Raw genomic sequence first — 18,566 nt, forward strand, 5'->3', positions numbered from 1 at the left:
CGGTTAGTTGTAAAAAAAACCTCCACACCACAGCAAAGCGTGGAATGAAGGTTTATTTTTGCTTCAGCATCTAGAGGACGCTGAAGGCTTTTTTGGTTTGCTACATTCTTTTCGTTTCCAAAAAGTCATATTGCGCGGCAATCGTCCAAACCTTCATCAGTGTTTGAATGAGATAATAGCCTTGATGCAGAATGAGTGCAATCAGCCCGGCCCAAAGCATGGAGAGACTTGTCACCACAAGCCCAGCAGCCGCTCCAATCCCCCACATGATGAGCGACACAGCTGCATAGGTAAGGAAATTTCGGAGAGCGTGCCATAAGGAACGGAATATGCTTCCTCCTGATGCAGCGCTGAATTGCATGGCTAGAAACAGCAGATGCAGTACTGTGCCCCATAGGAGCCATAGAAGGGCGCTAGGCAGCACCATTTGCAGCAGCTCTGGAATAGAGCCGCTCTCTAGAAGCGCATCCAGTGAGCGCGGCAGCACATACCAAGCAGGAGCCACAGATAAAATAACCTCGATCCAGTAAAGCAGAACTACAGGCTTCCAAGCTTTGCGAATACCTTCTAGAAATCGTGTCCCTCCATTCGATCTGGACTGATTTAACGAATAGAATAGACCGGCATTGAATAAGGGAGTGATCAGCATTCGGGCAACAAGGAGACCGCCCAGCGTCCAGACGTAAGGATTAATGAGATCGGTCTTGAACAGCTGGAATTGTGCTTCGGTCATGAATAGCTGAACGGCTGCTTCTGAAGGAGCGGAGCTTGGATATCGACGCAGCAGTGGAGCTACGACCGAATCAATGAAGCGGTAAAGGAAGAACCCCCAGATCAGCTGATAAAGAAATAATAAAACAACAATGTAAAAATGTTTTACCGCTAACCGCCAGCCTTGCTTCAAATGTATTTTCATCGTTTATCGCTCCTTGAACGCAATTACTTACCAGCTCAGCGACCCGAGCAGTCCTTCAATTAGTTGGACAACGCCGAGGCTCCATCTTGTGCGTTTATCCTCTGGCAGCTGAGCCTGCATGTAGTTGTTAATGAGCTTATTATCAAGCACATTGCTGTTGTTTGGGTCAACGACTGCCCATTCAAGCGGAGCGGAATGCAGCTGTTTATATTGCATATGGGATTCCTGAGTATCCCAAAGCTTTGTTATTTTGGTGCCGTCAGTAAACTTCATCAACACTTTAATCTCGCCATTGCTGCCGCCGTTTTTCTTAACGAGTACAACAGATTCATACATCTCAGCACCATCTTGGGTGACTGGGCGTACATGAATCGATTCGATCGAAAAGTCGGCCATTTTGTTGCCGTAGACATATTGGCTGAAATAATCATTCCATTTCGTTTTTGTTACCTGTTCGACAACACGCTGGAAGTCTGCTGTCGATGGATGCTTGAACTTATACTTTTGGAAATAGGTTCGCAATATTTTTTGCATCGTTCTGGAGCCGACCTGATTCTCGATGCCAATGAGCACCAGCTTTGCCCTCAAATATACATTCTCGGCATATTGCGAGTGGCTGGCGTATGACCAAGATTGCTGCTTGAGCGGAGCGGGGTTGGTCATATAGCTCGCTTCCATGCGTAAATTCGGCTCCAAGCCGTATGCCGTCTCCATTACTTTATCCTCGGCATAGGACGTAAACCCCTCGTCCAGCCATGCCTCCTCAAATTCATTAGAGGCGACCATTCCGTACCAATATTGATGGCCAATCTCATGCACGACCGTACGTTCAAGATCGTAGCCTGGGTTATCATTTTCTGCAGCGAAAGCGGTTATGAGTGTTGGATACTCCATGCCGCCAGCTCCGTTCGCTCCTTTGGGCGGAACGACGATCGACAGCGTACTGTAAGGATATTCTCCATACCACTTGGCGTAGCTTGAGAGTGCGGATTTGGCTGCATGCATGTAGCGGTCCTTAAGGTCAGCATGCGCAGGATCAAGATACAGCTTAATGCGTACACCGGGAATGCCGGTATCTGAATAAGCAGTCTCTTCATATACGAAGTCTGGCGAGGCCGACCAAGCAAAATCATGAATATCATCAGCATAAAACTGGTAAATCTTTGTTGCTTCCTTGATCTCGATAGGCTTTGTTTGGAAGCCCGTTGCAGCGACGGTGTAGTTCTCAGGCACATTAATCCGAACGCTGTATATGCCGAAGTCGCTGTAGAACTCAGAATTGCCATGATACTGATGGACATTCCAGCCCTCAGCTGTACGTCCGCGCATGCCGGCTGTCTCATATACAGCGAGCTTTGGAAACCACTGCCCAGCCATCACGAAGTTGCCGGAATAGCCCATTCTTGCGAATACCTCTGGGAGCTTCACCTCGTAGCTCATTCGCAGCGTTACGGAGGTGCCGGGAGCGATAGGCTCCGGCAAGCGGATTTTGGCCAAAGTAAAATCATTGGCATTGCCATCGTCAGGTTGTACATATTGAAGACGTGGCAGAAGGCTCTCACCGTTCAGCGTTTCTAGCGTAAGCAGGTTCATATAGCCTTGGCTATTGGTTGTTGCTTTGTCCTGACGCAGCTTGCCGCCGGATTCTTTCATAAACGTGGTTTTGCCCGATTGAAAGGCGTTCGGGTACAGATGGAAATAGAGCTCGGACACTGTTTTTTTGCCAGGGTTAGTCCAAGTTACGGTTTGCTCACCGTTCAGCTGCTTTGCATCATTCGTTAAATGCACGTTGATATGGTACTCAACGACACGTTTGCTCAGCTCTTGCGGTTTAGGTGTGATGACCGTATTCGGCTCCTGCACGGCAGGCGGCTTGACCGACTTTTGGGCAGGCGCTAGTGCTTGCTTGGCGTTAGCGGCGGGGGCAAAAGCATAAGTATATTGGGATTGCCAAGCAGTCCCGAAGTCATGCTGCATCGATATGCCGAGCAGCGCGACTGCGAGTATTACGAGTAAAATTCGTTTGAAATAGCGTGGAGTCATTGAACGTTTCCCTCCCGTTGACAAGCATCTACAGCATGTATATGTTTGCTTTTCGATGATTATTAGCTAAAATGGAATTATTGTATCGGGGAAGGTGTGAATATGCATGACGGAAGAACAAGGACAACCGGCTGAGCCGGTAAAGAAAGAAAAGAAATCACTGTCGCTCAACGTAGTGAGCAGCAAACAACATAAAGGTTTTGGAGCAGGAACGATCGATTTGAGCGCGGTATCCTGTGTTATTATTGATGATGGCGTTGCTTATATTGATGTTGGCGCTATGCATGCAAAGAGTAAAGTAGAGCGTGGCATTAAGTTTACGCCTAACAAAGAGGATACTCCGAACGGTCGTCAATGCTGGATCGTATGGGTAGCGGTTGACCGCAATGAAGAAGGCTCCTATTACGCGGGCGCTACGGCATGCGAGATGCTGATTGATTCCGAGGCGCGTCGCGGGTGGAAGCTTCTCCCGGATCACGTGAACAAGCTGGATCAATCACTCAAACGCCGCTATAACTTGTCCGAGCTTGGCGATGTCGATAAATCGGCGCTTCGCAAGTTGCTTGTGGAGCATAATCTTGAGTGGTGGGATCGCTCCCCAGACGAGCTTAAGCAAGCTTTGGACGTATAGCAGTTAGCGTTATTAGCAGCAGATTACCGTTATCGTGAATTATGGATGAGAACCTCATCGTTCGTAGGCTAGTCCTATCGAATGGTGAGGTTTTCCGCGTTGATAGAGGCTGTTAAAGCATTTAAAAAATTTTTTTGGCAGCAAGTGCAGGGTATGCGGGACAAGCTGGCGTCTATTAGATTGGGAAGGAGGGGAGCGACATTCAAGACGAGGATTGGATCAGAGAGGTACAGAAGGGCGGGCCCGAGCATTTTGGTCCTTTTGTACAGGCATATGGTCCTTATATATATAGAACAGTCTTCGCAGTGCTTCGTTCACCGCATGATGCGGAGGATATTACACAGGAAGTGCTGCTGCAAATTTATCGCTCCCTTCCGGATTGTCGATTGGATGGGCTCAAAACATGGATTACCCGTATTGCCGTCAATCGAGCGATCGATTTCAAACGCAGCCGTGCACGAAAGCCAGAGGAGCTAATGGATAGCGAAGCGATGTCTGAAAAAGTACATGAAGAACTTGTGTCTGCTCCTGCTGCAGAAACATTAGCCATCGAACAGGCGGATAGGCAGCAGATACGAGAGCGAGTTGATGAAATGCCGGAAAACTATCGTGAAGTCATAACCGCTTATTATATGGAAGACAAGTCATATGAACAAATCGCAGCCGAAACTGGACTAGAACGCAAAAGCGTAGAGTCCAGGCTGTACCGTGCAAGAGGCTGGATGAAGCGCCATTTTCGGAAGGAGGACTTCGAATGATGATTGAGCATATCTCTTCTGATCAAATGTCCCGTTACGTAAACGACAGACTGGTTGAGGCTGAGCGTATACCGGTTGAGCAGCATTTGGCTGCTTGCGATTTCTGTTTGCAGCTGTTCGTCATTGCGATTGAAACAGCTGAGGGCGAGATGCAGCGGGCAGATTCTGATTTAACGACGCCGATGCCTAACATGGAGCAAATAGAAAAGCGTGTCGTGGAGCAATTGATGATGGAGCAGGAACATGATCATAGAGAAGTCGGGCCACATGTTGTGACGAGTACTATACAAGAGAAGCCTCGCCGTCTGCGGACATGGCTTCAGCATCCGGTAACGCATTACACCATAGCTGCTTCGATTACGCTGCTGCTGCTTGCCAGCGGGACTTTTGCCTCCTTCTCACAGAAGCTGGCTCAGCTTGATATGAATGAGAATAAACAGCAGGATATAAGGCCAAATCCGCCAGCGGCGGCAGGTGGACATTCCGAGTCTTGGTCAGACAGAATGGTTGATCAAACCGGATCGTGGCTCGATGGCTTAAAAGCTTCTCGATTTAGATAAATGAAAAAAAGAAGACAGAAGGGAATGAATAAATGATGAATAAAAGCCCGTTAGCGGCGTTCTTTCTTTCTTTTTTACCTGGCGTAGGACATGCCTATGCAGGTCGCCCAGTACGTGCGGTTTTGTACGGGGGAGCTTTCTTTGGTTCGATAGGATTGTGTATGCTATTTGGATTAATGGGCGGGTATATGGAGGATACAGTTTATATCTTTTTGTTTTTTATAGCGGCGATGGCGGGAATCATCAATATGATTGATATGGTCATCTTCCTGCTGCTAGGCAAGGGATTGCCGTCAGGCGGGGCAAACCAGCATCCATTCGAGCATCCTGCTGATCATTTCTCGCCAGGCTTTGTTCCTTTGGAGCAGGAGCGCCAGCGCGAGAAGTCGCGGACGATCATGTTCTCTCTGATTCCGGGTCTAGGGCATATGAATATGGGGCTTATGCAGCGGGGCATTACCTTTCTCATTTCCTTCATTGGCTGGTTTGCGATTATCGTCTTCTTAGGCACGATAACGCACAGGGCAGAGCTGCTCGTGTTTCTTTTGGCGCTTCCTGTTATTTGGATATACAGCATGTTTGACGCAATTAGCCAGCTGCATGCCAAGCAGCGCGGGGAGCATGTGGCGGACCGTGCTATATTTGAGGACGTGGAATCGTATATCGCCTCTGGGCGTAAAAGCAAAGTGCTGGCTATCGCATTAGCTATTTTTCCAGGTGCAGGACATCTGTATCTAGGTTTGCAAAAACGCGGCCTGCAGCTAATGGGTGGTTTTCTTCTCGCCGTCTATATTATGGACAATTTGCGCTTGTCGCTGTTTTTTTTCCTGCTTCCGCTGTTCTGGTGCTTTGCTTTCTTCGATGCGCTGCAGCAGACGTCTCGTTATGAGCGTCAGGAGCTTACCGATGAACCGGTATTGACGCAGCTTGTCCCTTATCAGCGCTGGTTTGGTTTTGGGCTGCTGGGATTCGGCGTTTATTACTTGCTCGATCGTGTAGCTGTAGAGGTTACTTCTCATTTCTCAAGGGAGCTTTATTCCCAATACATGCAAATTAAATATATGATACCAACGGCGGTTGTCGCATTTATTATGATTATTGTAGGCATGCGTCTAGCTTTCGGAAGCAAGGCATCTCCGGTAATGAGCAAAGGTAAACCGCCAGAGCTTCATAAGCCGATGCCAAGAAAGTACGAGGAGGATTCGCATTGAACACCAACACGGTAAATATGGCTGAATCGTCTGTCAATCAACCAGCAGGCGTTCGCACTTGGCGCGTCGGCTCATTATCCATGGGCGTGACACTGATTCTCGTGGGGACAGCATTAGCTGTCTCTCTATGGCAGGACATGGAGGCTTTCGAGGTGCTTGTTTGGGTCGCGCCAGTCGTTTTCATTATGCTCGGAGCGGAACTGCTGCTTTACTTGAAGTTTTCTAACAGTGCGCGTACTATCGTTCGTTATGATTGGATGAGTGTCTTTTTTGTAGGAATGGTTGGAACAGCCAGTCTAGGGCTTGCTCTGCTTATGTCAACGGGCTTATTCGATGAGCTGCAGCGAGGGTTGCAAATGTCGCAGCGATCAGCATTCGTGGAAACGAAGAAAATAGTGGTGCCTGCTGATATTAAGAAGATTGTTGTGCACACCTTGGATGGCGTGACGCTTGAGCAAACGGAAACACGTGAGCTTAAGCTGTTTGGCCAAATTCGTTATTGGTCATCCGAGAAGTATGAGCGATTGGACAATAAAATGCTGAAAACCGATGTTGTTGGCTCAACGATGTATGTCATGGTTGGTTCCGTCGATCACCGGGACGGCGGCCTCATCTCAGATACTGTCAGCCCGGAGCTGACATTAATTGTACCGAAGGATGTAGAGGTCGTGGAACAGGGGCGTTAGTAGCGAAATTGGAAAAGCAGCTTGAAGCGGGATGTTCTCGCTTCAAGCTGCTTTTTTTAAGAGAGGGGATATGAGGAGATGTCGTTCATTGCTGTACTTCGATGGGCAACTTACTCAACACCTCTTGAAGAGGAGCTAGGACACGATAAGAGCCGCGAAGAGGTATATAACCTAACTTGCGATTAATGCTGAGAATAGGTGCATTTGTTGAGTCATTATCTGTACGGATATATGCGGCTTGATGCTGCTGAGCAAGCTCAATCGCTTTGAGCTTTAAAGCAAAAGCAATCTTCCTGCCGCGATAAGCTCTGCTTACGCCGGTATATTCATGATACATTCCGTTTGTTTGTGGATTAAGCAGGACATTAGTAACCCCTACGAAGCGGTCGCCGTCAGCAGCGATAATCACTTGCTCAGGCGCATAGCCGTCTACTTTCAAATACCATTTGCGCCACTCGACGAAATCAGGGACTTCACCAAGATAACCGGGAATGTCCACCAGCGTTTCTTTATAGATCTCATACAGCTTCTGTTCGCTTTCTTCACCGGGTTCATCGGCAAGCGTTAGGAAGCGTAGCGCCCCAAGGTCTGGCATGCTTGGAAATTGCGGTTGTTGCGCTCCATCATGTTCACCAAGTGTAAGGACGGACTGGAAGGCATGGCGTTCAATTACAAAAGCATGTCGCTTTGCAAACTGAATCGCATCCTCATTATCGTCCCATACTTCAGTAATGAGCGTAGAAGCGCCTATTTTCAAAGCCCATTTTCCAATGTGAGCTAACAGCAATTGGCCGATTCCCTGCTTGCGATAAGGCTCTGATACGACAAGCGTATTGCATAAATAGCCAGGCTCTGTCCAAGGCGCCCGCCACGTCCAAGCGTAGCCGACAATATCGCCTTGCTCATTTACTGCAACCTGCCGCTCGCGATCGTATCCGGCAAGCAGTCCGTTCTCATCCATCCATGTATGTCCAATTTCATAAAGCTTCTTATCTGCATCATGCAGGTTCTCAGCAGTCGTCGGTTCTGACCACACTTGATTAAGCAATTGTGCAAGCTGCTCGTAGTCCTCTGGCAGCTGCAAGGGGCGTAGTGTAATGGACATGGCGTCCCACCTCATCTTTCGTTTCGGTATTCATATAAGATGATTATGGCACGGATGAAGCAGCCCTAGATAGGGAGAGTTTGACTATAAGCATTAAATAACAAACGAAAAAAAGCTGCGCCAAAGTCAGATAGACTTTAGCACAGCTTTATATTTATTCATATTGCCGATTATGAAGCGACGGCAACGGCATTGTAAGTCATAATCCATACAGAACCTGCGACGATTGTCAGCAAAATAACGAGGCCGAATATAAGCGCCATCAGGTTGAAGCGAGGTTTCTCCTCATCCCTTATGTGCATAAAGAAGATAAGCTGAACAGCAAATTGCAGAACTGCCGTCACAAGGATGAGCAGCGTTGCAGCTTTTTTGCTGAGCAGGTCATTCATTACTACGACAAGCGGAATGATTGTCAGAATGATGGAGAATAGGAAGCCGATCACATAAGACTTCATCGATCCGCCGTGGGACCCGTGTGCGTCCTGCGAATGTGTGTTATGGTTTTCCATCCTACATCACCCCCATCAAATAAACGATTGAGAATACGAAAATCCATACGACGTCCAAGAAATGCCAGTACAAGCTGATGATGCCTACTTTGCGCTTCGTAACGGGTGTAATGCCGCGGCGTCTAATCTGAAGAATTAGTGCAATCATCCAGACTAAGCCGAGCGATACGTGAAGTCCGTGTGTGCCGACGAGAACGAAGAAGGCCGACCAGTAGGCACTTGTTCCGATATTAGCGCCTTCGTGCACCAAATGCATGAACTCATTTACTTCAAGATAGATAAATGAAGCGCCGAGCACTGCTGTAATGGCAAGCCAAAGTATAAGGCCGCGCTTGTTGCCCTTGTTCATTTCAAGAACGGCTATACCGCTTGTAAAGCTGCTTGTCAGTAGAATGAAGGTCGAAATGATAATACCGTTCATCTCAAGCAATTCGGCACCTGTCGGTCCGCCGTCAGTGTTGAGACGGAGGACGACATAGGTTGCAAATAACGTACCGAACAAAATAACGTCGGTTATAAGAAACAGCCAGAAGCCGAACATTTTCATCGATTCTTGATCGTGATGATCGTCATGGTGACCGCCGCCGTGTCCAGCGCCATGTCCGCCATGCGCTCCTGCTGGAGTGGAAACTGCATGTGCCATTATTTTGTCCCCCTTAACGCTGCTTCCGTGCGTTCAATCTCATCCACCGGAATGTAATAATCGGTATCGTAAGAGAACGAACGAACAAGCATACATACGGCTACGCCGACCAGACCTGGTATGGCCATCCATAGCCAATCCCATACGAAGCCGAAGCCTGCAATAAACCAGCAGATCGACATAATGAATGGAATACCTGAATTTTTCGGCATATGAATCGGTTCAAGCGGCGCAAGTGGTTTAGCAGGCTGACCATTCGCAATGCGCTGCTTTTCTTCCCACCACTCGTCTTGGCTAGTAACCTGTGGCAAGCGAGCAAAGTTATATAGCGGCGCAGGTGATGGAATCGACCATTCGAGTGTGCGGCCATCCCATGCATCGCCATCCTTTTCTTTCTTGAAAAACTTGATGCTGTGAGCGATTTGCCATACTTGGAAAATAAACGCGATACCCATCAAGAATGCTCCAACAGTAGAGACGACGTTCAAAGGCTGCCAGCCCATATCGAAGTCATATTCGTTGAAACGACGCGTCATACCCATTAAGCCAAGTGCGTATTGCGGCATGAAACAAACATAGAAGCCGATGTTCCAGAACCAGAATGCCCATTTGCCAAGACCTTCATGCAAACGGAAGCCGAACATTTTTGGCCACCAGTAGTAAAGGCCTGCGAAGTAACCGAACACAACGCCGCCGATAAGCACCTGATGGAAATGCGCGATCAGGAAGTAACTGTTGTGAAACTGGAAGTCAGCAGGTGCGACAGACAAGAGCACCCCGGTCATCCCACCGACAACGAAGCAGGGAATAAATGCTACCGTCCACATCATCGGAGTCGTAAACCTAATTCGGCCTCGATACATTGTAAACAGCCAGTTGAATATTTTAACCCCGGTCGGTATTGCGATAATCATCGTTGTCAAAGCGAAGAAAGCATTGACGTTGGCGCCTGAACCCATTGTGAAGAAGTGATGCGCCCATGTAAAGAAGGAGAAGAAGCTGATCGACATAAGCGCAAATACCATTGACTTATAACCGAACAATTTTTTCTTCGAGAAAGCCGAAACGATTTCAGAGAAAATACCAAAAGCCGGCAAGATAACAATATATACCTCAGGATGTCCCCACATCCAGATGAGGTTGATATACATCATCGGGTTGCCCCCGCCGTCGAGCGTAAAGAAGTGAGCGCCCAGATAACGGTCGATGAACAATAGGAACAAGGTAACAGTCAAAATTGGGAATGCGAAGATAATAGTTACACATGACGACAAAACAGACCATACGAACATCGGCATTTGCATGAGCTTCATGCCTGGTGCACGCATTTTTAGAATCGTAACGATAAAGTTAATACCTGTAGCCAATGAACCGATACCTGAGATTTGAATACCCCATATATAGAAGTCCTGTCCGAGTCCCGGACTTCCTGACAGCTCAGAGAGCGGCGGATAAGCGAGCCATCCTGCATCAGGTGAACCGCCGATAATGAAGGATACGTTAAACAGCATGGCACCGAAGAAGAACATCCAGAAGCTAAGGGAGTTCAAAAACGGGAATGCAACGTCGCGGGCACCAATTTGCAGTGGAACGACGATATTGAATAAACCGAACATAAGCGGCATCGCCATGAACAAAATCATGATTACGCCGTGCGTCGTAAAGATTTGGTTATAGTGATCCGGCTGCAAAAACTCCACTTCAGGAGCTGCGAGCTGAACACGCATGAGCAGCGCATCAACGCCGCCGCGGAACAGCATAAGAATAGATGCGATGATATACATAATACCGATCTTCTTATGATCGACGCTGGTCAGCCATTCCGTCCAAAGCCAGCGCCATTTTTTGAAAAAGGTAAGCGTGAATATAATCGCCACAACCGACAGGCCGATGGATACTTGAGCCCCTAAAATAAGCGGATCGCCTGTGACGAAAAATTCGGACGCGAAATCTTTAATTTTGTCTAACATGAGGGGTCCTCCTAAAAGTTTGTGGCACAAACTCGCCTCTTAAGCATTTGCTTGAAAGCGGGTTAATGACCCGCATGAATATGAGCATTTAAATCTGGTTTGCTTTTCGTTTCTTTTTGCGTCGTAGACGTATCCGCTGTGATGGATTCTTTATCCGTTTCTGCGGCGGGCTCTGTTGCGCCTCCACCATGATGCTGGTGAGCGCTGCCGTCGCCTTTTACATATTGCGTTACAATTTTATTGAACAGTCCTTCAGGGAAGCTGGAGAACAACTGCACATTAGAAGGACCTGGTTCAGTAAGCTTCTCGAACCCTTCCATTGTCAGTTCAGGCGACGATGCTTTAACCTCGCCTACCCAAGCTTTATAGTCCTCTTCGGACGTAGCATCCACCTTGAATGTCATTTTGGCAAAATCTTTTCCTGTGAAGTTAGCACCGGAGCCATAATAGCTGCCTTGCTCATCAGCCTGTAGGAATAAGGTCATCGCCATCCCTGACATGGAATAAATTTGTCCGCCGAGTTGTGGCACCCAGAAGGAGTTCATCGCCGTATCCGATGTTAACTGGAATCTAATCGGCGTATCTTCAGGAATCTTCAAATAGTTGACGGTCGCAATATCCTCTTCAGGATATTTAAACAACCATTTCCAATCAAGTGAAGTAACCTGAATCGTAATTGGCGCCTTAGCCGACTCAATCGGTTTGGAAGGCTCGAGCGCATACGTGTATTTGACGGTGACTATAGCAAGAACAAGGATCGCTACAATCGGAATGCTCCACCAGGTAATCTCTAGCTTCGTGCTGTGCTCCCAGTTAGGCTTATAGGAAGCTTTACTGCCGGGCTTATCACGGTACCGCCAGACGATAACAGCTGTCAGGATAAGTACGGGCACGATAATAACCGCACACAGAATGGTTGAAAAATAAATCAAATCTTTCTGAGACTCGCCGATTGGCCCTTTCGGATCGAGCACGATGAATTGCTCGCCGCAGCCGGAAAGCATAACGGCCATTAGCATAATCAGTGCGGGTGTCAGCATACGAAGAAACGGTCTCATCATCAGTTCAACTCCTCAAAATTACTGCTTACGACTACAATAGCAGATCCACAAGGTAATAACTGCGGGGTTAACAATTACGTCAATAATTCGTCTTTATTCTGTAATAGAAAGTTCACGGCTTAGACAACTGTTAGATTTAGGAGCGTTCAGACAGTGAATTGTTCTTACATATAGTAACTTAACCCAAATAAAATTGTTTTGTCCCAGTAAAAGCAAATAGACAGTCGCATCTGGTCAATGACCGAATGTGACTGTCTATTGGTTAAGAGTGATGAAGTTAATTTTAATTATTGAGGCTCGTTAAAATCCTTTGACGACTGCTCTTGGTTAAGGCGTGCATGAACAAGTCCGATCGCTGTGCCAATAACATAAATATGAACGCTGCCGATTAGGAATCCAATGCCGACCATAAGTCCAACATTTTTGTCGCTGAAATGGCTTAAGTTAATGAGGCTTAATAAAACGCCAATAGATAAAACGATCCAAGAGATGGCAGTCATTGCCTTTACGAGGCGCTTGACATCTGATTTAGAAGGCTGAATGTTGCTGATTGTTGCGGTTTTTGTTGTCATATTTAACACTCCCGATCAATTGTAAGTGTTTTCTTATCCATACTATACCACAACTTTGTGGTTTTGTTCAAAGAAAATTCACTTTTTGATCATAAGTTGGACAAAAATGCGCAAAGATCACGGTTGGTTCAATATTGGATGGAACAAAAGCCCTCCTCATTAAAGGAAGGCTGCTGTTTGTTTAGTCTGTCCACCAGCGTTTCAAGTCATTCCACCAAGAACGTCGTCCTGCTGTACCAGATCCATTTTGAGTGGCGTCACTGTCGTTATTTCCTGCACCCGCAGGCTCGCCGCATACATCAGTCGGCTCCGTTCCGCTGATGAAGGTTTCTAATCGTCTGTGCGGACAGCTGCTTTCTGCAAGCTTGCCGCTTGTCGGATCGATATACACGTTCACGATGCCTTCCGGAATCGGGAAAATCTTCGGCGGTATAGCAGACAGCGCTTGCTCAGTAAATTTGGCGAAAACCGGAGCAGCGCGGTAAGCCTCGGCAACGGTTAATTTGCGATCCTTATCGTAACCTACCCACACTGCTGTCGCTAGTTCAGGCGTATACCCAACAAGCCATGCATCTGTGGGGGTCGTACCCGTCTTGCCTGCTATCGGCCGCTTAATAATAGAAGATACGCGGAAACCTGTTCCGCCTTCTTCAAATACACTCTCCATTAAACTGGTCATAACATAGGCTTCGGCTGGGGTGATGGCTTGCACTGATTTTTGTTTCGCTTCATATAATACCTGTCCCTTGCGATCCTCAATGCGGAGAATCGCAATCGGCTCCATGTGAATGCCGCCGTTTGCGAAAGTGCCAAATGCAGAAGCCATTTCGAATGGGCTGACTGGAAAGGTGCCAAGCGCAAGTGAAGGGACCGGCTTCATCGGACTTTCAATTCCCAGCTTCTTTGCCGTTTCAATAACTTTATCAGCGCCGACGGTCATGATGGTGTTAACCGCATAAATATTATCCGAGCTGGCCAGCGCCTGTCTCATATCAATCAGCTCATTCAAATACTTGTCACCATAGTTGCGTGGTTCATACGTCTTCCGTCCCTCATCATAAGTGAATACAGTTGGTTCACTCTTATAACGGGTAACAGGCGACATAAAACCGCTTTGCAAGGCGGTTAAATATAAGAAAGGCTTAAAGGAGGAGCCGGGTTGGCGCGTCTTTGCAAACACTCGATTATATTGGTTGTTCTTATAATTTCTTCCGCCAACCATCGCTTTGATATATCCGGTGCGCGGGTCTATAGCAATGAGCGCCGCTTGCTGCTCGGAGTTTTCTGGAAAGCCCTTTGCAATGACCTCTTCAGCCGTTGCTTGCGCGGACGGATCAAGCGTTGTATAGATGGTAATTCCGCCCTCATTCAGCAAATGTTCATTAATACCCAGCTTGTCGACAGCAATATATCTGATGTAATCGCGAAAATAAGGCGCAAACCCTTCCTGGTCGCCAGAGCCAAGTGTCTGGAAGCTCAGCATTTCCTTATAAGCGGCATCAGCCTGCTCGGATGTAATGGAGCCGCCTTCAAGCATCGCCTGCAAAATAGTAAGCTGGCGGTCCTTTGCATTCTTCATGTTAAGGTATGGCGAATAATACTTAGGACCCTTCGGAATGCCGGCAAGCATCGCGCTTTCTGCAAGCGTGAGCTCGGAAGCGTGTTTATTGAAGTACATCATCGCCGCTGCTTCAATACCATAGGAGCCGTGGCCATAATAAATTTGATTCAAATACATGCCCAGAATTTCGTCTTTGGAGTAATTCATTTCAAGCTGAACCGTGTACATCGCTTCCTTCAGCTTGCGCTGCCAGGTTCGCTCATGCGTCAAATATAGATTACGTGCGAGCTGCTGAGTAAGCGTGCTTGCGCCTTGGCGTGCCGAGAAGCTTTGGACGTTAACCATAACGGCTCGCGCCATTCCCTTCATATCGAAGCCGCGATGATCATAGAAGCGGCGATCCTCTATAGCTAAGGTAGCTTCAATCACATAATGCGAAATGTCGGATAGCTGCACAGAACGGCGGTTCTCTCCTGCATGAAACGTATCGATGACATTGCCATGCAAATCAAGCATTTGAGATGTTTGGCTAATCGCAGTGACTGGCAGCGATTGCGTACGTAAGAAGATAAGTGTACCGGCCAAGATGAGTATGAAAAGGGTGAATGCGGCAGCTGCCCATCTCAACCATTTCTTCATTTTCAGAAATTGGGGAAGGAACCTCTCGGTTATAAATGGAAAAGCAGGTCTGCGGCGCAGCTTACCCTGCTGGTTGGAATTTTTTTTCATGGAGCAGGCTCCCTTCAATGCAAAACTTCGCTTTTCCTTAGTATGGAAAAACGAAGAACACCCTATTCACGAAGAGGAGCGTAATCGTAAATATTTGTAGAAGGGATTTAAATAGTATTCATTATATAGATTAATATTCGGACTCTATTCAGTAGCGTGGCATAAGAATTAGCAGCCTGCAATACAAGAATAATCGGCTTGAAATTAGGATGTTGACGATAAGGAAAACGCATGATAATCTCTGATTAAAGGTTTAACCACGAATGACGAGCGTTACTTGGTTAAACGTTTAATTGGTTATCATAATCGTAAAATAAGGCATGGTATTATGCAAAGATCCATGAACCTTCCTCAATATGCTGCGAATGGATCAAAAAATGTTCTATTGAAAGGTGGTGTTGCCTGACATAGTGGATATCGATTTATGAATGCGTTTACATTAGAACCGCACTTATTCAAATCAACGCAGGTAAATGAGCTTCTATTATATGAAAAGGATCGTGATGATTAATGACGATTAGTCTTAAGAAACGTCTATCCGTACTCATTATTATGAGTATGGTGCTCACATTCTTCGCGCAGGCACAAACCAGCTATGCAGCTTCTTACGAGGCGGAGTCGGCTTCACTCTCAGGGGGAGCCGTATATGCGAATGATCATACGGGTTATTCCGGGTCTGGCTTCGTTGGCGGTTTTACAGATGGCAATAAGGGAAATGCAGCTGCTCAGTTTACGGTAAGCGCGGCAGCAGCTGGGGTTCATAACGTAACCGTGCGGTATGCGAATGGGAATGGCAGTGCGAAGACGTTGAGCCTATACGTAAATGGCGTCAAGATTAAGCAAACGACGCTGAATGCAACCGCGAATTGGGACAGCTGGACGACCAGCACGGAAGCATTGACGCTCGCAGCAGGCAGCAATACGATCCGCTACAAATTCGACACGACAGACACAGGAAACGTAAACTTAGACAAAATTGATGTTGAAGCAGCGCCAGCTGCGCCAAACACCCTTGAGGCAGAAGCGGCGACTCTTACTGGAGGAACAACTATAGCTAACGATCATACGGGCTATACGGGAACCGGATTTGTCGGCGGCTTCACAGATGGCAACAAAGGAAACGCGGCGGTACAATTTGCTGTTACGCCAGCCGCAGCCGGAAGCCGTGAGCTAACGTTCCGATATGCTAATGGAACAGGCAGCGATAAAACATTAAGCCTTTATCTGAATGGAACAAAGCTGCGTCAAGTGACGCTTCCAGCTACATCGAATTGGGACACATGGGGCACCAAGCTGGAAGTCGTTACTCTGAATGCAGGCAGCAATGCCGTTCGGCTTCAATTTGATACGACGGATTCTGGAAATATCAATTTGGATAACCTCGTTGTAGGTGCTCTTACAACAACGCCGACACCAACCCCTACAGCAACACCAACTCCAACTCCAACACCAACCGTGACACCAACGCCTACGCCTACTGTAACACCTACCCCAACGCCGGGCACGGGATTTGTGTATCAAGCGGAGGATCAATTTTTCTCAGGTGGAGTAACCAAAGCATCGACCTATTTGCAGAACTTTACAAGCGTCGGTGCGAGAGCAATTTTCACCGTTAACCGGACTGCGGAAGGGAACTCGGCCGTTGAGCTTCGCTACGCTAATGGAACAGGGACGATCAAGACGATAAATATTTACGTGAATGGTGTTTTTGTTAAAACAACAACGCTCTCAGCAACTGGAGGAGCAACTACTTGGGGCAGTCAAAGCGAGACGCTGAGCCTTCGCAAAGGTTTAAATACAATTACGTATCAATATGACAGCGGAAATAGCGGCGGAATAGCGATCGATTACATTTCTGCATCAGGTGGAATCGGCTTGGCGGCGCGGGGAGCAACCGTACCTTATCAAGAGCTGGAAGCGGAGAGCGGCACGACGAACGCTCAGGTGCTTACAGCAAACCGCACTTATTTGACTATTGAATCAGAATCGTCGGGAAGACGCGCTGTAAAGCTGACATCTACTGGGCATTATGTGCAGTGGACAGCGCCACAAGCTGCTAACTCTGTTGTCGTCAGGTACAGTATGCCTGATTCGGCAGGGGGCGGCGGTACGAATGGAACACTTAGCCTTTATGTGAACGGAACTAAAACACAGACACTTAGCCTAACGTCACGTTATGCATGGACGTATGGCGCTTATCCATACAACGACAATGCTGCGAATGGCGAAGGGCATCGTTTCTATGATGAGAGCCGCTTCCTTGTCGGAAACATTCCTGCGGGGGCTACGGTGAAGCTGCAGAAGGATTCTGGCGATACAGCTTCTTACTATACGATTGATCTTATTAACTTGGAACAAGTAGATGCCGCCTACACAATGCCTGCTAATTTCGTGAGCATTACCTCCTTCGGAGCTGTAGCGAGCGATGCAGGTGATGATACGCAAGCGATTCGCGACGCTATTGCTAATGCGAAGTCGACAGGCAAAGCAGGCGTGTGGATTCCATCAGGCACCTTCCGAATGAATGACCGAGTGAATGTGAACGGTATCCATATTCGCGGCGCTGGCATGTGGTACTCTAATTTGCAAGGCACTAACGGGAAAGGCGGCTTTTATGGCGTAGGCGGTAATGTAACGATTACCGATCTTGCGATTACGGGAGATTCGCTGTATCGGAACGACGGTGCGGACCACGCTGCTTTCGAAGGAAACTTTGGAACAGGCTCGCTTATTCAAAATGTATGGATCGAGCATACGAAGGTGGGCTTCTGGCTGCAGTCTGGAACGGACGGTTTATATGTAGTCGGAGGTAAGATTCGCAATACATGGGCGGATGGTGTAAACCTTCACGGCGGTGTCAAAAATACAACGATCAGCCATTTCAGTGTACGCAATACAGGGGACGACGCCTTCGCGATGTGGTCGGACGGCTCACCGAATGAGAACAGCATGTTCCGCTATAATATCGCCCAGGTTCCTGTTCTTGCAAATACTTACGCCCTTTACGGCGGCAAGGACAACAAGATATGGGATAACATCGGTGCAGACACGGTGACGGCTTCTGCAGGCATCGTGGTCAGCACAAGGTTCAATGCCGTTGCGTTTAGCGGCACGACTGAAGTGAAACGAAATACGTTGAACCGTACAGGCGGCTGGGAGCGCAACTGGAACACGAGCTTCGGCGGTTTATGGATCTATGCAGAAAATCAGAGCATTTCGGCTCCAATCGTTGTCGATAATGTTCAAATTAATGACAGCACCTATGAAGCTGTGAAATTCAGCTACAATCAATCGATAACAAACGTGAGCTTTAATCAAGTGAATATCAGCGGCGCCGGCACCTATGGGATATTGTTCGATTCCGTTACTGGATCAGGGACGTTTAGCAATGTAACGGTCACAGGGGCTGCATCGGGAGGCCTATCGAATCCGAATAATCAGTTTGTAATAACTAGAGGTGCAGGCAACAGCGGCTGGTAGTATGAAATATAGGGGAAGCAGGCTGGCTCGCTTGAGCCGGTTTGCTTCTTCTTTTTTTATATTTTCGGAGTACAAATTTTAGTGCCTCCACAAATAAGCTATACTATGATAAAACGTTTAACTCAAGGAGC

General features: G+C 47.5%; 15 protein-coding genes. 6 read left to right on the plus strand and 9 right to left on the minus strand.

The annotated features are described in order from the left end of the window. Positions 1–100: 100 nt before the first annotated feature. Positions 101–916, minus strand: coding sequence for a hypothetical protein (locus tag AC1DM9_RS29935; protein WP_477551858.1), 816 nt, complete (start codon positions 914–916; stop codon positions 101–103). A gap of 27 nt (positions 917–943) precedes the next feature. Further along, positions 944–2,959, minus strand: a complete 2,016-nt coding sequence (locus AC1DM9_RS29940) for a M1 family metallopeptidase (protein ID WP_441884806.1) — start codon at positions 2,957–2,959, stop codon at positions 944–946. Positions 2,960–3,065: 106 nt separating this feature from the next. On the opposite strand from AC1DM9_RS29940, the gene AC1DM9_RS29945 reads away from it, so the two are divergent. From AC1DM9_RS29945 to AC1DM9_RS29965, 5 genes are all read left to right on the plus strand, one after another. Next, positions 3,066–3,590, plus strand: coding sequence for a YwhD family protein (locus AC1DM9_RS29945; RefSeq protein ID WP_441884804.1), 525 nt, complete (start codon positions 3,066–3,068; stop codon positions 3,588–3,590). Positions 3,591–3,895: 305 nt separating this feature from the next. Further along, positions 3,896–4,348 carry a sigma-70 family RNA polymerase sigma factor gene (locus AC1DM9_RS29950; protein WP_339205969.1) on the plus strand — a complete coding sequence of 151 codons (453 nt, stop codon included), beginning with the start codon at positions 3,896–3,898 and terminating at the stop codon, positions 4,346–4,348. Then, positions 4,345–4,908 (plus strand): hypothetical protein, encoded by a 564-nt coding sequence (locus AC1DM9_RS29955; RefSeq protein WP_477512190.1) that lies wholly within the window; start codon positions 4,345–4,347, stop codon positions 4,906–4,908. The genes AC1DM9_RS29950 and AC1DM9_RS29955 overlap by 4 nt, the downstream gene beginning before the upstream one ends. Positions 4,909–4,940: 32 nt before the next feature. Then, positions 4,941–6,119, plus strand: coding sequence for a hypothetical protein (locus AC1DM9_RS29960; RefSeq protein WP_477551856.1), 1,179 nt, complete (start codon positions 4,941–4,943; stop codon positions 6,117–6,119). Further along, complete coding sequence (locus AC1DM9_RS29965) at positions 6,116–6,805, plus strand: hypothetical protein (RefSeq protein WP_477551855.1); 690 nt, start codon at positions 6,116–6,118, stop codon at positions 6,803–6,805. The genes AC1DM9_RS29960 and AC1DM9_RS29965 overlap by 4 nt, the downstream gene beginning before the upstream one ends. A gap of 85 nt (positions 6,806–6,890) precedes the next feature. Here AC1DM9_RS29965 and AC1DM9_RS29970 read toward each other — a convergent pair whose 3' ends face one another. From AC1DM9_RS29970 to AC1DM9_RS30000, 7 genes are all read right to left on the minus strand, one after another. After that, positions 6,891–7,910, minus strand: a complete 1,020-nt coding sequence (locus AC1DM9_RS29970) for a GNAT family N-acetyltransferase (RefSeq protein WP_339205976.1) — start codon at positions 7,908–7,910, stop codon at positions 6,891–6,893. A gap of 170 nt (positions 7,911–8,080) precedes the next feature. Continuing rightward, positions 8,081–8,419, minus strand: a complete 339-nt coding sequence (gene cyoD / locus AC1DM9_RS29975) for a cytochrome o ubiquinol oxidase subunit IV (protein WP_076271578.1) — start codon at positions 8,417–8,419, stop codon at positions 8,081–8,083. A gap of 1 nt (position 8,420) precedes the next feature. Further along, complete coding sequence (gene cyoC, locus AC1DM9_RS29980) at positions 8,421–9,062, minus strand: cytochrome o ubiquinol oxidase subunit III (RefSeq protein WP_076271579.1); 642 nt, start codon at positions 9,060–9,062, stop codon at positions 8,421–8,423. Beyond that, on the minus strand, positions 9,062–11,032 hold the full coding sequence (locus AC1DM9_RS29985) for a cbb3-type cytochrome c oxidase subunit I (protein WP_076271580.1): 1,971 nt from the start codon (positions 11,030–11,032) through the stop codon (positions 9,062–9,064). Before AC1DM9_RS29985 ends, cyoC begins: the two co-directional genes overlap by 1 nt. Positions 11,033–11,094: 62 nt before the next feature. Next, a complete protein-coding gene (cyoA, locus tag AC1DM9_RS29990; RefSeq protein ID WP_477551854.1) occupies positions 11,095–12,093 on the minus strand; it encodes a ubiquinol oxidase subunit II in 999 nt (332 codons plus the stop codon). 287 nt (positions 12,094–12,380) lie between these two features. After that, complete coding sequence (locus AC1DM9_RS29995; protein WP_076271581.1) at positions 12,381–12,665, minus strand: hypothetical protein; 285 nt, start codon at positions 12,663–12,665, stop codon at positions 12,381–12,383. Between the two features lie 181 nt (positions 12,666–12,846). Next, a complete protein-coding gene (locus AC1DM9_RS30000) occupies positions 12,847–14,955 on the minus strand; it encodes a transglycosylase domain-containing protein (RefSeq protein ID WP_477583737.1) in 2,109 nt (702 codons plus the stop codon). Between the two features lie 510 nt (positions 14,956–15,465). On the opposite strand from AC1DM9_RS30000, the gene AC1DM9_RS30005 reads away from it, so the two are divergent. Continuing rightward, complete coding sequence (locus AC1DM9_RS30005; RefSeq protein WP_477583739.1) at positions 15,466–18,435, plus strand: carbohydrate-binding protein; 2,970 nt, start codon at positions 15,466–15,468, stop codon at positions 18,433–18,435. The last annotated feature ends 131 nt before the right edge of the window (positions 18,436–18,566 follow it).

This window comes from Paenibacillus sp. 01T431 (assembly GCF_056398625.1).

Excerpts from the sequence above, each read along its gene's own strand:
- AC1DM9_RS30000 (WP_477583737.1), bottom strand. The coding sequence starts at position 14,955 with ATGAAAAAAAATTCCAACCAGCAGGGTAAGCTGCGCCGCAGACCTGCT.
- AC1DM9_RS29985 (WP_076271580.1), bottom strand. The coding sequence starts at position 11,032 with ATGTTAGACAAAATTAAAGATTTCGCGTCCGAATTTTTCGTCACAGGC.
- AC1DM9_RS29940 (WP_441884806.1), bottom strand. The coding sequence starts at position 2,959 with ATGACTCCACGCTATTTCAAACGAATTTTACTCGTAATACTCGCAGTC.
- AC1DM9_RS29970 (WP_339205976.1), bottom strand. The coding sequence starts at position 7,910 with ATGTCCATTACACTACGCCCCTTGCAGCTGCCAGAGGACTACGAGCAG.
- cyoD (WP_076271578.1), bottom strand. The coding sequence starts at position 8,419 with ATGGAAAACCATAACACACATTCGCAGGACGCACACGGGTCCCACGGC.
- AC1DM9_RS29955 (WP_477512190.1), top strand. The coding sequence starts at position 4,345 with ATGATGATTGAGCATATCTCTTCTGATCAAATGTCCCGTTACGTAAAC.
- AC1DM9_RS29960 (WP_477551856.1), top strand. The coding sequence starts at position 4,941 with ATGATGAATAAAAGCCCGTTAGCGGCGTTCTTTCTTTCTTTTTTACCT.
- AC1DM9_RS29935 (WP_477551858.1), bottom strand. The coding sequence starts at position 916 with ATGAAAATACATTTGAAGCAAGGCTGGCGGTTAGCGGTAAAACATTTT.
- AC1DM9_RS29945 (WP_441884804.1), top strand. The coding sequence starts at position 3,066 with ATGACGGAAGAACAAGGACAACCGGCTGAGCCGGTAAAGAAAGAAAAG.
- AC1DM9_RS29995 (WP_076271581.1), bottom strand. The coding sequence starts at position 12,665 with ATGACAACAAAAACCGCAACAATCAGCAACATTCAGCCTTCTAAATCA.
- cyoA (WP_477551854.1), bottom strand. The coding sequence starts at position 12,093 with ATGATGAGACCGTTTCTTCGTATGCTGACACCCGCACTGATTATGCTA.
- AC1DM9_RS30005 (WP_477583739.1), top strand. The coding sequence starts at position 15,466 with ATGACGATTAGTCTTAAGAAACGTCTATCCGTACTCATTATTATGAGT.
- cyoC (WP_076271579.1), bottom strand. The coding sequence starts at position 9,062 with ATGGCACATGCAGTTTCCACTCCAGCAGGAGCGCATGGCGGACATGGC.